Origin of the sequence: Brevibacterium sp. 1718 (assembly GCF_051131255.1) — a bacterium.
GTDB lineage: Bacteria > Actinomycetota > Actinomycetes > Actinomycetales > Brevibacteriaceae > Brevibacterium > Brevibacterium sediminis.
In genome coordinates this window covers 3,399,337-3,414,536 of record NZ_CP186550.1, presented here as the reverse complement: position 1 = coordinate 3,414,536, position 15,200 = coordinate 3,399,337, and the positions used below count along the sequence as shown (strand labels likewise).

Sequence of the window (15,200 nt, the reverse complement as noted above, 5' to 3'; positions counted from 1 at the left end):
CTGTCTCCGTGCCCTCTTTCCCAGGCGTCGTGCCCATGAGCACGGCGCCTTTTGTGTTCCCTGGGGCCGGGGCAGCCGGTTTCGGCCCGATAGAGAAGAAGATGAGGGGCGAGATATGAAGACTCTCGTGCTGAACGCCGGTTATGAACCGCTGTCGATCGTTCCGTTCACACGAGCCGTGGTGCTCGTGCTGACCGGAAAGGCGACAGTTCTGGCCGCAGAGGACATTCCGGTGAGATCCGAGCACATGAGTCTCGATCAGCCCTCCGTCATCCTGCTCACCCGCTATGTGCGCCCGCCGAGCAACCGCCGCGTCTCGCTCTCCCGTCGCGGAGTCCTGCGTCGGGACGGCCACCGCTGCGCCTATTGCTCGAAACCGGCGTACACCGTCGACCACGTCGTCCCACGGTCTCGCGGAGGAGCGAACACCTGGGAGAATCTCGTCGCGTGCTGCCGCGAATGCAACAATCGCAAGGGCAATCGCACTCTCAGTGAGATCGGCTGGAAGCTCAGCTTCCTGCCGCAGGAGCCCCGCCTGGGTCAGCTGTGGATGCGTGGGATCGACAAGCCCGTCGAGAAGTGGCGACCATTCCTCGAATACTCCAGCGCTGCTTGACAACAGCTCCAGCGCCGCCTGAAAACGGGCCATCGTCCCAGATAGGGGACCGTGTTGTCCATATGTTGGCGCAATTCGGATAACGATGTGACATAGGTGAAGTTCTCACCGTCAATGTGCTCTAGGGTGGACGAAACAGAAGTTCGCTTCGACCCAAGGAGCTTGCGATGAGTGAGCAGGATCGCCCACAGAACCCCGACCCGGCCCCGGCCGGTGAGCGCGAAGCCGTCATCGTCGGAATCGACGGTTCGCCGCCGAGCCGCAATGCCCTGGCCTGGGCGATCCAAGAGGCACGCTCCCTGGACCGTCCGATCCGCCTCGTCGGCGCCTACACGATCCCGAGCGTGGCCGCGGCCGCCATCGACGTGTCCTATGTTCCCATCGACGACAGCTCGATCCGTGCGGCCGTGACGAACACGCTCAAGGAGGCCGCCGCCGAGGTGAAGGCCGCCGGTGTTCCCGTCGAGGCGGTCATCGAGATCGGAGACGCCGCCGGTGTGCTCATCGACGAATCGAAGACCGGCTGCCTCACCGTCGTCGGCTCCCGCGGGCGCGGCGGCTTCGCCGGTCGTCTCCTCGGCACGGTCTCGAGCGCTCTGCCGGCGCACTCCGCATGCCCGACAGTCGTCGTCCCCTCCTGCTGGGACAACCAGGCCGAGCGCCCCGCGCACCCGACCTCGTCGCGGCCGATCCGACAGGACGGCGTCGAGGTCGAAACCCACGACCCCAATGCCGAGTCGATCGAAGGTCTGCGCTTCGACGGGAAGGTCGTCGTCGGCGTCGACTCCCTCGGCGCCGAATCCCCGGCGCTGTGGAAGGCGGCCCGATTGGCTGTGCGCCGTGGCTCACCGCTGCACATCGTCGCCGTGATCACCACAACGGTCATCGGTCCCGAGTGGCTGCCGAGCACCGCCGACCTCGAACGCCTCGTCAACGAGGGCGCGGACAAACTCGTCGTCGCCAAACAGCGGCTGGCCGAAGAGTTCCCTGATCTCGACGTCACGTGGACGCTCTTCGACGGCCAGCCCGCCGAGGTGCTCGTCCGAGCCTCTGACACGGCCGAAGTGCTCGTCATCGGATCGCGTGGCCGCGGCGGATTCGCCGGCCTCCTGCTCGGTTCGACCTCGCAGTCGGTGCTGCCGTACTCGCAGTGCCCGACGATGGTCGTCCGCGTCGCCCGTGATCACGGTCGCCGCAAGAGCAACGAGGCCCCGGCAGAGCCTGGCCTCTAGACCCCGCCTGAGTCCGTGAATCCCGATCACGAGGAGCGGATCCTTCAGGCCGGAAGACAATCGCCGAGGCGGCCGATCGATACGATCGGCCGCCTCGGCGATGGTGGGTCTGGGCGACATCGGCAAGTGGATCTTGCTCGGACAGGTGGTTCTGGCGCCCCCGGGCAGATTCGAACTGCCGACACCCGCTTTAGGAGAGCGGTGCTCTATCCCCTGAGCTACGGGGGCCAGGTGGTCGTCCTCAACCACGATCACCCAGTGTAGCGTAGAAGAAACCTCACTGTTCCACGGTGTGCCAGCACCTATTATGGACAGATTCTCGTTAGGGTCGAATTGTGTCGGATTCCGTTAGAGACGAACAGTTCCCAGAACTCGGAGATGTCTTCGCCGAGTGGAAGAAGCAGGCTGCCCATCTGGGCGGTCGCGACACCATGCTTCATTTCCGGGACTCCCGTGACGGCAGCATCGACCTCTCCGGCGCCCACCCCTCCGGCCTGGCACAGTTGCTGGCCGGTCGCGCCACCCGACTCTCCAGCCTCATCCGCGACCACGACATCCTCACGGACGCGCGTCGGCGTGCGAAATCCATCCGGTCGAAGGCAGAACAGCTCGACAACGAACGCGGCATCCGCACCGCCCACCTGGCGCTCGGATTCGCTTCGTGGACGGAAAAGGACGCGAAGTTCAAGTTCAACGCCCCCGTCGTCATGCGCCACATCACGCTGGTGCCTCGTGGGTCCCGAGTCGAGGACTACGAGATCGTGCTCGACAACGAGATCACGATCAACCCCGCTCTCGTCCAGCATCTGCGCGAGGAATACGACCTCGACGTGCCCGTCGACGAATGGGTCGACGCGACCGGCGGACCGCACGGCTTCGACCCGGGCCCGGCTCTCGACCGCCTGCGCGATCTGGGGCAGAACGTGCCCGGTCTGCGGATCAACCACCGCCTGATCATCTCGACGTTCGCGAACATCGCAAACCCGTTCTCTACCGACTACCTGCCTACCCAGCATCCCGTTCTGCGGGCGCTGGCCGGTGACGAGGACGTGCGTGCCTCCCTCGGCGGGCCCTCGTATGTGCCGCAGCCGGGCGTGCTCCCGGACGAGAAGATCGCCGCCGCCGAGAAGGCCGAAGCCGAGCAGAAGCGAGCCGAAACGAAGAGAGTCGCCGGCGTCGCCGCTGCCGCCGAGTCCGCAGACAAGGACACCGAACCCGCAGGCGATGAGAAGTCGGCGCCTGAAGCGACCTCCGCGGACGCTGCGAAGTCCGGAGGTGGGACGAAGACTGCGGAAACGGCAGAAGGCGACCTCGCCGAGGATGCTGCTGAGTCCGCTGATGAGTCGGCAACCGGCGGCGAGAAGACCGGTGAGAAAGCTGCGTCCGAGAAGCCTGCGGCCGAGAATGCTTCGTCCGAGGCAGCTGCCGGTGCCGCTGATGAAGCGGATGCCGATGAGGACTACGGTCAGCCGACCGTGCCGATCACCGACGAACCACTCGATGCCGCAGAGCCGGTCACTGCCGCCGAGTCCGCCGTCGACACGACCACCGACGACGAGAAGACGTCGACCGATGCCGAAGCTGTATCGGCGACCAAGTCTGAGAAGACAGCACCCGCGGCTGAAGCCGACGGTGAAGACGTCGTACCCGCTGCGCTTCAGGAGCCGATCACCCCGCTTCCCGACCGGAAGCCGCAGGAGGAATTCCTCGTCATCGACGTCGACGGTGACCAGCAGGCCGTCGTCGACGCTGCCGTGTCCGGTCACTCCGTCGTCGTCGACACCCCGCCCGGAACCGGTGCCACCCAGGTTGCCGTCGCCGTGGCCACCACACTGGCGCACACCGGCAAGAGCGTCCTCTTCCTCGCGCAGACCTCCGATGCGCTCGACGATTTCTCTGCTCGCCTCGGCGAGGTCGGACTCTCCGACTTCGCGGTCGACACCCGCGCTGGTTCGGAAGACATCCGCAAACAGCTCATCGGTCTCATCGCCTCGGCAGAGAAGTCCGAACGCCCGGACCTGTCCTTCCTGCTGACCGAACTCAACGAACAGCGGGCGATTCTGGCCGACCACGTCTCCTCCCTGCACCGCAGGCGCAAGCCGTGGGACGTCTCCGTCTACGAAACCATGCAGCACCTCGCCGAACTGACCTCCGGTGATGACTCCCCGCAGACACCGGTGCGCTTCGATGACGATATCCTCGGCGCCAGCGACGACCGCCGGAACATCCTGCGCGGCAAACTCGGTGAACTCGCCGGACTGGGTGCTTTCACCCTCGATGTCGAAGACACCGTCTGGTTCGGAGCCGATCTCAAATCCGTCGAAGAGGCCGAAGCCGCACGCACCGTGGCCGAACGCATCGGTCGGATGATCCCCGACCTCGTCGCTGCCACCGAACCGGTGCTGCAGAAGGCGAAACTCAATCCGCGCCGCAATGTCGACGACTGGTCCCGCGCCGTCCGCGTGCTCCTGCGCGTGCGCAAGACGCTCGACAACTTCGCACCCGACATCTACGACCACCGCCTCGATGACCTCATCGCCGCCACCGGCACACCCGAATACCGGGCCGATGTCGGCGTCGAGATGGGCATGATGCAGCGCCGTCGACTGAAGAAGTCGGCCGCGGAGTTCCTCCGGCCCGGCGCCGAGGTGGCTAACCTCCACGAGGCCCTCATCGACGTCCGCGCCCAGCGGGTCATCCTTTCGGACCTCGCCGGACATGACGGCCGACCGCAGATCCCGCGCGGCGTCCTCGAAGCCGATGAGATCCTCCAGAGCGTGGAAGCCGATATGGCCAAGCTCGCCCCGATCCTCGAGACGACGCCGGACGGCGGGGACCTCGGATCGATGCTCATCGAGGAGCTCCAAGCACGTGCCGAAGCGATGGGCAGCGATTCGGAGAACCTCGCCGATCTGCCCGAACGGTCCCGCCTGCAGCGTGAACTCGACGGCGAGGGCCTCGGCGATCTCATGGCCGATCTGCGCAGGCGCAAGGTCGACGAGTCACTCGTCGGCCCCGAGTTCGACCTCGCATATTGGGCCTCCGTGCTGCAGACCATGGCCGGTGAAGATCCTGCGATCGGTCGCCACGACGGTGCCGCTCTCCACCAGGTGGCCGAAGGCTTCCGCGAGAACGACCGCGCCTTCGTCGCTGCCGGTGCCTCCCGACTGCGCTACAACCATGCGCAGGCATGGAAGCGCGGAATCGAATCCGACCCGATCGCCGCCGGAGTCATCAAACAGGAGCTGCTGTCGAAGCACACCTCGACGAAGCGGATCTCCACGCAGGCACCCGAACTGCTGACGACTCTGGCCCCGGTGTGGATGGGCAGCCCGTACACGGTGCCCGAACTCTTCTCCGCTCTGCCTCTCTTCGATGCGGTCGTCATCGCCGATGCCGGACGGCTCTCGGTCGCCGATGTCGTCCCCGGAATCACCCGAGCCCGTCAGGTCATCTCCCTCGGAGACTCCCGCCTGCTCGGACCGCGCCCGTTCTCGATCGCGGTCGATCGCTTCGGCATGGACGACGGGAAACATCCCCGCTCGGTGCAGGACCGCCTCGGCGAGTTCCTGCCGCGGATGCGACTGTCGAACTCCTACCGCTTGTCCCCGGTCGGGCTCATCGACCTGGCCAACCGGCACTTCTACGATTCGACGATTTCGACGCTGCCGACCGCGCATACCGGTGAGGGCAGCGGCCTCGAATTCTCCTATGTCGCCGACGGCAGGGGCCCCACGGACATCGGGACCGGTCGGGTCGAGAGCCCCGACGCCGAGGTCAAACGCGTCGTCGATCTGGTGCTCAAGCACGCGCGGAATCGGTCGCGGGAGTCATTGGCCGTCGTCGCGCTCACCCCGCATCATGCGCAGCGAGTGGCGACGGCGATCTCACGGGCGATGAAGGATCTGCCGTATGTGGCGGCGTTCTTCAACGATTCTTCGAAGGAACCATTCGTCGTCACCGACGCCGAACGCGTCCAGGGCATGTCGCGCGATGCCGTGATCTTCACCCTCGGCTATGGCCGCACCGTCCACGGTCGCGTCATCCACGACTTCGGTCCGCTGTCCGGGCCGGATGGTCGTCGCATCCTCGCGGCCACGATGACGCGGGCCAGGAAGCGGCTGACCCTGGTCTCGAGCATCGAGGCAGAGGACTTCGACCGCAGCAAACTCAACGGGGGAGCGGTCATGCTCCCGCAGTTGCTCGAGGAGGTCGCGACCGGCGGCGTCCACCAGCCCGGACCGCACGGCGAGATCTACGATCCGCTGTTCAATGACATCGCCGACCGGCTGCTGCAGCTCGGCGTCGTCGCTCACGAGCACTACAACGGCATCGACCTGGCCGTGGCGAACTCCACCGAGGACGAGCACGGAATGATCATCGCCGTCGCCGGTGACGGACCCGAATACGCGTCGATGCGCAGCCTGCGCCAGCGGGATCGGGTGCTGCCCGAACAGCTGAGCCGCCGAGGCTGGAAGTTCATGCGCGTGTGGTCGACCGATGCGTTCGTCGACCCGCAGACCGAGACCGAGAAGATCTTCGAGACCTGGCGTGCCACCGTGGAGACGATGAGCCCGCAGGCCGTGCTCAACGCGGCACGTGCCGCGTCGGTGGTCGTCGGCCGCACCGGCAGCCGACCGAAGCTCGTGCCCGGTCTGCCGATGCACAAGTACTCCGCCGAAGGCCTCGATCAGATGATCGACTGGATCCAGTCGGATGCGGTCGTGCGCGGCGACGGTGAGATCAAAGATCTGCTGCGCACCGCCCTGGCGCAGAAGGGCAACTCGAGCCGCGGCGATTCCCAGCTGCAGGCCGCCGTGGACCGCTACCGCGAACGCCATGCGCAGGCGAAGAAAGTCACGGGCGCTGAGGTGTTCATCCCACGGTCGAACTCGGCCGGCCCTGTCGAAAACGACATCTTGCCGACCTTCGACACCGGTAAGATCCGTGCCGATGAGCTCCGCTCCGCCGGCCTCGTCCAGACCGCAAGCAATGACCAGGTCCCCGAAGCGGCCGACGAGCCCGCCCACGCTGATTCGGTTGATGCGAAGTCCGACAGCGCCGGTGAGGACAGTGCACGTTCGTCCGCAGAGGCAACTGCAACGCACGACTCTGAGGCCGCCAGTGCAGCTGGGGCCGCCAGCGCGGCTGGGGCCGAGTCCGCAGACTCGGATTCGGCCGACGAAGATTCGACCGCCGCTGACTTTGGCGGGTCGGATTCGGCCGAGGTGGAGTCGGGGGAGTCGGAGTCGGCTGAATCCGGGACAGACGGGACCGCCTCAGCGAAGTCGGGGTCGAAGAACGACGATGCCTGACCGGCCCGCCGGCACCGAGGATGCTGATTGCGGCCGAGAATCGGTTGATGCCAGCGTCAGCGGGTCGAGCACCGAGCTGGAAGGGCCATCGCACGGCGATGGCGAGTCCGGCGCTGAGCCGACAGAGCCACCACACGGCGACGGCGATGCCGAAACTGCTGAGTCTCGGAGGGCCCGGGTCGAAGCGGCGAAGCGTCGATATCGAGCGACTCTGCGCAATGAAGCCGACTCCGGTGGCGGCGGCTTCAGCGAGGACTACTACCGTTCGCAGAAGCCCCCGCACTGGTCATAGCTCCTGATCCGTCTGGTGGCTTCGATCTGACCGGGCATCTCCCCGCCCTTTACGGTCGGTCAATAGCGCCCGATCGGTCTCAGATAGCCCGATAGGTTTCAGACGGGCCGATAGGTTTCAAGCGGGCTGGGAGAGGTTTCAGACATGAAGAAGGCCCGCTCTCGGATGCGAGCGGGCCTTCTTTGCGATCGGCTGGTGATCAGTGCCGCGGAGGCTGGTTCGGATCGATCGGACCGTCGGTGGCGGGACCTTCGGCGGGTCCGGCAGGCGAGGCAACCTGGTTGCGCAGGATCTCGCGGATGTCGCCGAGCAGATCCTCGGTGGTCGGAGGAACTTCTTCTTCGGGAGCTCCGCGCTTGCGCAGCTCGTTGAGCTTGTTCATCGGCACGATGATGATGAAGTAGACGATGGCGGCCACGATGAGGAAGTTGATGGCCGCAGTGATGACCGCACCGATATCAAGGGTGGCCTCGGGCACGCCTTCCTTGAGCGGGATCTGCAGGGCCGGTCCCTCAGCACCACCGACAGCGGCGATGAGCGGGTTGATGATCTTGTCGGAGAAGGCGGTGACGATGGCGGTGAAAGCGCCGCCGATGATGACCGCTGTTGCGAGTTCGACGACATTCCCCTGGAGAATGAAGTCTCTGAATCCCTTAAGCATTAGAGAAACCCTCTCGGTGTGTGTTCACTGAAATGCTGTTATCGAATAGCTCAATTACGTTCCAATAGTACACATGGGTAACTCATTGTCAGCAGAAATGTTCTGCGAGTCTGATCATCGTATTGACGCTTCGGGTAATCGTTGTGATGCTCCGGGTAGTCGGAACGCAGTGATGAATGCCGGTCAGGTGAATGCAGACGTCTCCGACTACCGCAGATCAGCAGGGCGAACGGCCCGGCGATGGCATGGTTCAGCGAGGGAGGATTGCAAAGCTGATGGGGAGTCCGGCGAACTCGGCGACACGCCCGGCGTCATCGGCGGAGAGGATCACGGAAACAAGTTGTCCTGACTCCGCGGCTATTCCTTCGGGTTTGTCGACGAGGCGGGCGATCGTCACTTTCTCGACGACGACTTCCGACCCGCCATCGGGCAGGGACGAGAAGAGGCGGATCTTCTGCCCCGGTTGGAGCAGTGCCGCCGAGGCGTCATCGGCCAGACGGATCGGCATGAGCAGATCGCGACTGCCTTTGGGCAGCGCCTGCTGATCGAGAACGATCGACGAGGTCAGAGGTGACCCCTTCGACAACCCCGCCGAGGTGGCCCGTCCCTTCACCTCTTCAACGGACCTGAATGCCTTGTCGGGGACGAGGTCGGAAGGGAACTGAGTGAGAGTGAGGTCCTGGGCCTTGAGCTCGGTTCCGGGCGCCAGGTCCGACTTCGCGACGACGATCGCCGTTCCTGCGCTGCTCGGTGTGAGCACCCAGACGGCAAGAGCGCAGGCGCACGCGAGGCAGACGGCGGCGAGGATGCGCTGCGGCCGAATGCGAGACGGCCGTGACCAGCTAGACGACGAGGACCGGATGCGGTGGAAGATGCCCATGCGCCGAGTCTGCGGCGGTGCGCGGCCCGCGGCAAGGGTACGGTACTTGCCTGTGGACAGTTCGTGTCGTCCACAGGCGATTGGTGTCTGAGTGACGAGAGCCGGTTCGTCGCGGCATTCGGTCGGCTGGCGGCTGAGGTGAATCACCTGTAGGTGCCGGCTGTCAGCTGGCGGCTGGGAAGTGTCAGCTGGCGACCGGCGTCGCTCAGCTTGCGGCTGGGGTGCTCGCTGCCGAGGAGCTGCTCGATGACGAAGTCGACGTGCTGGAGGATTCCTTCGACGACGAGCTCGAGGACTCCTTCGAGGAGGAGTCTGAACTCGAGGAGCTGACGGTGCTCGACTTGCTCGAGCGGGAGTCAGTGGCGTAGAAGCCGGATCCCTTGAAGCTGATGCCCACGGCGCCGAAGACCTTCTTCAGGCGGCCCTGGCATTCCGGGCAGACGGTGAGTGAGTCATCGCTGAAGTCCTGATGAATATCAAAGGCGTGACCACAGCTCTTGCAGGCGTAGGAGTAGACGGGCATTCGAGACCTTTCTTCGACGACAAGATTATAGTGCACGTCGGAACCTCCCCGGAGCACCGGTCCGGGATATGCACAAGGTTATCCACATATCAACACGCGCGAGTGGGTGCTGATTCCCGACGATCAGGCCGTGAAGATGTGAGTTCCGTCGTCGGTGACGGCCTCCGGGATGCGCAGGTCCCAGACTTCTGCGGCGAGACCCTTGAGGTTGAGCTCGTCGGCGAAGCACACCCCGACAACGCGGGGACCAGAGCCAGGAGCTTCCGAATCAGAAGCTGCCGAACCATTGCGTTCCGAACCAGGGGGCGCGGAACCAGGGGGCTCGGAACCAGGAAGTCCCGATCCGAAAACGCCCGACCCGAGAGGCTCGGCCCCGTGCGGGCCGAAGGTCCTGTCGTAGAAGCCGCCTCCGTTTCCCAGCCGAGCACCATCGGTGCCGAAGCCCAGGGCGGGGACGAAGACGAGGTCGAGGCCGATCGTGGGGGAGAGCAGCTGGGCGGCGGTGAGCAGCTCACCATCCCGGGCCGGCTCGCGGATTCCCCATCGTCCCTGCGGTCTCAGGCCGGCCATTGAACCAGTGACCTGGCCGAACATCAAAGGTTCGCCCACCTTGGTGACGACGGGCAGGTAGACGGTGCCGCCGGATGCGAGAAACTGATCGAGTGCCGGGTCGAGGTCCGGCTCTCCGGGCAGCGCCGCATAGGCAAGAAGGGAACGAACCGGTGTTTCTCGGATGAGGTCCCACGCAGCGGCCGCCACCGTCCCCGCAGCCTCCGTGGTCCCCGGAGTCGCCTCGATGAGGGAGCGGTCTGCGCGAGCTGCGCGGATGCGGGACCGCAGCTGCGCCTTCGAAGTTTGTGAGTCCACGCATTTCAGACTAACCGGGGTTGGCGGATTCGTTAAGATGACTTCATGAGTGATGAAGTGCAGCGCACCGTTCGCAAGGCCGTGATCCCCGTCGCCGGTCTCGGAACTCGGTTCCTCCCCGCCACGAAAGCCACCCCCAAAGAGATGCTCCCGGTCGTCGATAAGCCGGCGATCCAGTACGTCATCGAGGAAGCCGTCGATGCCGGTCTGCAGGACGTTCTCATGATCACCGGTCGGAACAAGCGGCCGCTGGAGGATCATTTCGACCGGGTTGACGGGCTCGAGGCAGCGCTCGCGCAGAAGGGCGACGACAAGAAGCTCGCCGCGGTGCGCCATCCCTCGGAACTCGCTGATATCCACTATGTGCGCCAGGGCGACCCCAAGGGACTCGGCCATGCCGTGCTCAAGGGGCGTCAGCATGTGGGCAATGAGCCGTTCGCGGTCCTCCTCGGTGATGACCTCATCGATGAGCGCAGCCCGATCCTGCCGAAGATGATCGAGGTCGCGGAGAAGACCGGCGGCAGTGTCGTCGCCCTCATGGAGGTTCCGCCCGAGGCGATCCACCTCTACGGCTGTGCCGCCGTCGAGTCCACTGCTGACGACGAGGTCGTCAAGGTCACCGACCTCGTCGAGAAGCCCGCCACCGAGGATGCTCCGTCGAATCTCGCCATCATCGGCCGCTACGTGCTGGCGCCGGAGATCTTCGATGTCCTCGAGACGACGAAGCCGGGACGCGGTAACGAGATCCAGCTCACCGATGCCCTGCAGGAGCTCGCCGGAGACGACGAGGGCCACGGAGTCTACGGAGTCGTGTTCAAGGGCGCCCGCTACGACACGGGAGACAAGCTCGACTACCTCAAGGCCGTTGTGCAGATCGCGTGCGACCGGGAGGACCTCGGCGACGACCTCAAAGCGTGGCTGCGCGAGTTCGTGCCGACGCTGGACTGAGCGCCGACACAGGACCGATCCGACCGTCCTGGTTCAGCCCGTCCGGGCAGACCGACCTTGATCCCGAGAGCGAGGGCAGCCGTGTGTGGCCTGTCATCCTGACTGATCGACAGTCCGATATCGTGCTGCGACCGCTGCGCCGCCGCGACGAAGAGGCCTGGCGAGAGGTCCGCCGATTCAACCGCGACTGGCTGCGCCCGTGGGATGCGACCCTGCCTGCGCCGGGCCAGGAGCTGCCGGGGTTCCGCACGATGGTGCGGATGCAGGACAAACAGGCCAAACGCGGGCAGACCGTGCCGTTCGCCATCGAGGTCGACGGGAACTTCCGCGGACAGATCACCGTATCGGGACTGAGCTGGGGTTCGATCCTGTCCGGGCAGATCGGTTACTGGATCGACTCGCGCGTGGCCGGGCGCGGTATCACCCCGGTCGCCGTGGCGATGGCCGCCGACCACTGCTTCTTCGCCCTCGGACTCCACCGCATCGAGATCAACATCCGCCCGGAGAACACCGCGAGCCTGCGCGTGGTCGAGAAGCTGGGTCTGCGCGATGAGGGGCTGCGCGAGAAGTACATGCACATCGATGGGCAGTGGTGCGACCACCGCACTTTCGCCCTCCTCGCCGAGGAGGTCCCTCAGGGTCTGCTGGCCGCATACAGGCACGGCACCGGCGGGTGGTAGGCGCGAACCGGGGACGTCCAGCCGCCGCCTGGGAATTCGGTGAACTTCGCCCCAGTTTGACCGACACACCTCGCGTCTTCACGACTTCCCTGATGCCTGCAACTTAGGGTGGCATTGTGGACACCAGCATCATCGTCGTCATCGCCATCGTCGTGGTCTTCGCCGTTGCTGTGCCCGCAATGATTCGGAAGTCCGCGACGGATCTCTCGCGCGTCGAAATCGACACGGTTCCGGACAATGCGGCCGTCGTCTCCGCCGAGACAGCCATCCCCGGGCACGACCATTCGGAGCGCATCCAGGTCTTCCACGACAAACCTCGGAAGGTGCCGTCGGTTCCGACCCCGGAGGTCTCACAGGAAGTCGAGGCCCCGAAGCTGAGTCTCTCGGCCTCCACTCCCGAGTTCGCCGTCATCGACGGTCACGCCGAAGCACACACCATCACCGAGGCTGCCGAGCACGCCCAGCTCAACGTCCTTCCCGTTGCGGTCGGTGAAACTTACTCCTCCCTGTCCGCCGACCATGCGGCCGTCGGTCGCGGTGTTGTCGTTTCCAGCGTAGGCGTCGGCACTGACACAGGTGTTCGTGCAGGCGCTGCCACTGACAATGTGCGACTGCTCCACCCCGCGGTCCATGCCGTCTTCAACGACAGCGGCCGCTCCGTCGGGCAGTCGGACAGACAGGGCCGTTCGCCACAGGCCCATCCGCCGCACTCGACCGGCGCGGGGCACAAGGTGTCGACGAGCCGGATGGCTTCGGCCGGCGCCGGTCCAGCTCCTCACGGAGGCGGACCACGTGAAGGCCGGTCCCGGACGGGACGCGACGGCCACCTCGGCGAGGGGATGGCCGGCACAGATGGACAGAACCGACAGATTTCCAATCCGACCATCGGAACCGATGAGGAACATGCGATGACCGAGCAAGCCACGACCCTGCGGGAGTCACTGAAGTCGCTGAACACCATGGTCAGGAGCTTCTCCCTGGTCTTCCTCGCCTCGGTTCTCGGCATCCTTGTGTCGAGTGTGCTCGCGGCCTTCTCGGTCGTGCACATCGCCTTGGCCGGTGTCTTCCTCGGGCTCGCGGTCGTCACTCTCTTCCTCGTGCGCACGCTCAATCTGCGCAAGCGGGAGACGAAGAAGAAGCTGCGACGTCTGCAGGAGACCGCACGGTCACGGTCAGCGGGCCAGCCGAAGCGTGCCGCTGAGCCGGAGCACGCCGCCAAGGTCGAGCGTGCCGCCGAGCCGAAGTCGGCCGAACCGTCGACTGCCACGGCGCGACAGATTGCCACAGCCAGGACGACTGATGCTCAGCCTGTAGCTGGATCGCAGCCAGCTCGCACGGGCGCGAAGTCCGCGAAGTCGCAGACCGTTCCGGTCAAGCAGCAGCCTCGCACGGCCCCGGCATCGACCTCGAGCGGAACCGCTGCCCGGATCGCCGCGGCCGCCCAGGGCACAAGCGCGGCGGCGAAGGCCGCGCAGGCTCGCGCTGCGATGAACCGCTCCGCCGCGGCGAAGAAGTCCCGCGAAGAGGCCGACACCGGAGAGATCCCGCTCGTGCGCATCCGCAAGGAAGCCGCCGAGGGCCACACCACGCGCCAGGTCCTCCTCACCGGACCGATCCCGGTCGTGAAGGAGAACGCCACCGCAGACGGTGACGCGACTTCCGCCGAGGTGGCCGCCGGCTCGGAGGCCGCCTCGACGTCGGGCACTGTCGCCACCGCGGAATCAACGTCGACGGCAGAGTCGAAGGCGACGGGTACCAACATCGACCGCGAGAACGATGCCGACCCCGCCTCGGCGACGTCTGCAGAGAAGGCTCGGACCGAATTCACCAAGGCTCCGGTCTCGCTCGGAGCCGACCTCCTCACTGAGACCGAAACCGTCTCAGATGCGTCCGGTGGAAAGGAAGTCGATGCGGATGTGCACGTTGCGCTTGATGCGGCGGCACGCACGGTCGATGACCCGTTCATGCAGCGCCTGAAATCGCGCGACGGCTGGTCGCCGACCCCGCTGCCGGTGCCCAGCTACGTCGACGCACCTGAAGCCGAGCATCCGGTGCCCTCGGCATCAGCGGCCGATGCCAGCTCGTACGAAACCGAGGCCCGCAGCCGTGAAGATATCGCGGCCCAGTTCGCCGAAGAGCTCGGCTACCGTCCCGAACTTAGCGACTCCGCCCGCGAGGAAGGACCGCTCGGCCACGGGCGCAAAGCGATCCGGACGACGAAGACCGCCGACCTCGGCGCAGTCAACGACGTTCTCGCTCGCCGGCGCGCGTGAAGCCCCGAAGCCTCTGAAGCGAGGTCTGCAAGGATTTCGCGAGGCCGACGCAGACGCCCGTACACTCCGGCGGGCTTCTGCGTACCAGGGCTGCGGTGACCACGAGGGTTTGTCGCTGGCAGTCCAGTTCACGACAGATAGCACCCGTTTGAAAGCGTGCTGTCTGCCATGGAGGGTGCCGCCAGCGATCAGGCGCTGAAGACCGAACAGCAGATCGCATCGCGTCGTGCCTGATCTTCCAGCACGAGTTCGCGGACTTCATTCGGCAGCCGGTCGCGCTGCCAGTCGCGTTCGCCGAGACCGGCCCCAAGGTCCTTCCCCGATGCCCCTCGGGCCGCTTTGATCGCGTAGGCCGCTGCACCGAGGTTGTGCTCGGCGACGTGTCCGACGCAGGCTGCCTGTCCCGCCGCATAAGCGGCGAATCGGGCGGGTCCACGCAGGGGTCGTGCCGCACCCATGGCATGACCGCCGAGGGCGCGAGCCTCCATCATCGGCATTTCACCGGCTGCCCACGCCCGGGCGGCGGCAATGGCTTCGCGAGGTCGTTCATCCTCGGGGCAGACGGCTTCGAAGAACGGCAGGACGTGTTCGGCGCAGTCGGCGGCCCACAGCGCGAGAAAGTGGTGGTCGGAATCGGTGAGGGAGCCGCCTCGGCGAATCGTGATCATCCGGGGATCACGGACCTCCGGCAGGATCACGGGAACCGGCCGAAAATCGACAGCGGTCGCGAGCGGCGAAGCGTGCAGGCGTTCACAGTTGCCGATTGTAGTGGCCCCTCCGCTCGGTGCCTGACCCCAGCGCATCGGCAACCGTGGACGGAGACTGACCGGCGACGTGCGTTTTCCCTGGTGGACACGGGCCGCTCAGTCGTCATCGGCCGTGCTAGATTGCTCAGCGTCGATCACGCGAGGGC

At 65.7% G+C, this 15,200-nt stretch carries 11 protein-coding genes and 1 tRNA gene; 6 read left to right on the top strand and 6 right to left on the bottom strand.

The features are described from left to right. Nucleotides 1-115: 115 nt before the first annotated feature. Both ACOZ9V_RS15395 and ACOZ9V_RS15390 read left to right on the top strand, forming a co-directional pair. Nucleotides 116-616 (top strand): HNH endonuclease, encoded by a 501-nt coding sequence (locus ACOZ9V_RS15395; RefSeq protein ID WP_139468172.1) that lies wholly within the window; start codon nucleotides 116-118, stop codon nucleotides 614-616. A gap of 167 nt (nucleotides 617-783) precedes the next feature. Then, complete coding sequence (locus ACOZ9V_RS15390; RefSeq protein ID WP_434591470.1) at nucleotides 784-1,848, top strand: universal stress protein; 1,065 nt, start codon at nucleotides 784-786, stop codon at nucleotides 1,846-1,848. Between the two features lie 152 nt (nucleotides 1,849-2,000). On the opposite strand, the gene ACOZ9V_RS15385 is transcribed toward ACOZ9V_RS15390, so the two are convergent. After that, nucleotides 2,001-2,076: transfer RNA gene (locus tag ACOZ9V_RS15385), tRNA-Arg, on the bottom strand. 107 nt (nucleotides 2,077-2,183) lie between these two features. Here ACOZ9V_RS15385 and ACOZ9V_RS15380 point away from each other — a divergent pair. Next, complete coding sequence (locus ACOZ9V_RS15380) at nucleotides 2,184-7,163, top strand: DUF4011 domain-containing protein (protein ID WP_434591467.1); 4,980 nt, start codon at nucleotides 2,184-2,186, stop codon at nucleotides 7,161-7,163. A gap of 491 nt (nucleotides 7,164-7,654) precedes the next feature. Here ACOZ9V_RS15380 and mscL read toward each other — a convergent pair whose 3' ends face one another. The 4 genes from mscL to ACOZ9V_RS15360 all read right to left on the bottom strand — a co-directional run bounded on the left by mscL (nucleotide 7,655) and on the right by ACOZ9V_RS15360 (nucleotide 10,386). Beyond that, nucleotides 7,655-8,116, bottom strand: coding sequence for a large conductance mechanosensitive channel protein MscL (gene mscL / locus ACOZ9V_RS15375; protein WP_062862383.1), 462 nt, complete (start codon nucleotides 8,114-8,116; stop codon nucleotides 7,655-7,657). A 250-nt stretch (nucleotides 8,117-8,366) separates the two neighbouring features. Beyond that, on the bottom strand, nucleotides 8,367-8,996 hold the full coding sequence (locus ACOZ9V_RS15370; RefSeq protein ID WP_181270718.1) for an SAF domain-containing protein: 630 nt from the start codon (nucleotides 8,994-8,996) through the stop codon (nucleotides 8,367-8,369). A 205-nt stretch (nucleotides 8,997-9,201) separates the two neighbouring features. Further along, nucleotides 9,202-9,519: an FmdB family zinc ribbon protein gene (locus tag ACOZ9V_RS15365; RefSeq protein WP_139468176.1), complete on the bottom strand. Its 318-nt coding sequence runs from the start codon at nucleotides 9,517-9,519 to the stop codon at nucleotides 9,202-9,204. Nucleotides 9,520-9,642: 123 nt separating this feature from the next. After that, nucleotides 9,643-10,386 (bottom strand): 5-formyltetrahydrofolate cyclo-ligase, encoded by a 744-nt coding sequence (locus tag ACOZ9V_RS15360; RefSeq protein ID WP_434591462.1) that lies wholly within the window; start codon nucleotides 10,384-10,386, stop codon nucleotides 9,643-9,645. A 45-nt stretch (nucleotides 10,387-10,431) separates the two neighbouring features. Between ACOZ9V_RS15360 and galU the strand changes: the two genes are divergently transcribed. From galU to ACOZ9V_RS15345, 3 genes are all read left to right on the top strand, one after another. After that, nucleotides 10,432-11,334 carry a UTP--glucose-1-phosphate uridylyltransferase GalU gene (gene galU, locus ACOZ9V_RS15355; protein ID WP_139468177.1) on the top strand — a complete coding sequence of 301 codons (903 nt, stop codon included), beginning with the start codon at nucleotides 10,432-10,434 and terminating at the stop codon, nucleotides 11,332-11,334. Nucleotides 11,335-11,417: 83 nt separating this feature from the next. Next, nucleotides 11,418-12,014, top strand: a complete 597-nt coding sequence (locus ACOZ9V_RS15350; RefSeq protein WP_139468299.1) for a GNAT family N-acetyltransferase — start codon at nucleotides 11,418-11,420, stop codon at nucleotides 12,012-12,014. A 116-nt stretch (nucleotides 12,015-12,130) separates the two neighbouring features. Beyond that, nucleotides 12,131-14,287 carry a hypothetical protein gene (locus ACOZ9V_RS15345; RefSeq protein ID WP_434591458.1) on the top strand — a complete coding sequence of 719 codons (2,157 nt, stop codon included), beginning with the start codon at nucleotides 12,131-12,133 and terminating at the stop codon, nucleotides 14,285-14,287. A gap of 188 nt (nucleotides 14,288-14,475) precedes the next feature. Here ACOZ9V_RS15345 and ACOZ9V_RS15340 read toward each other — a convergent pair whose 3' ends face one another. Then, nucleotides 14,476-14,955 carry a putative immunity protein gene (locus tag ACOZ9V_RS15340; RefSeq protein WP_434591455.1) on the bottom strand — a complete coding sequence of 160 codons (480 nt, stop codon included), beginning with the start codon at nucleotides 14,953-14,955 and terminating at the stop codon, nucleotides 14,476-14,478. Nucleotides 14,956-15,200: the final 245 nt, after the last annotated feature.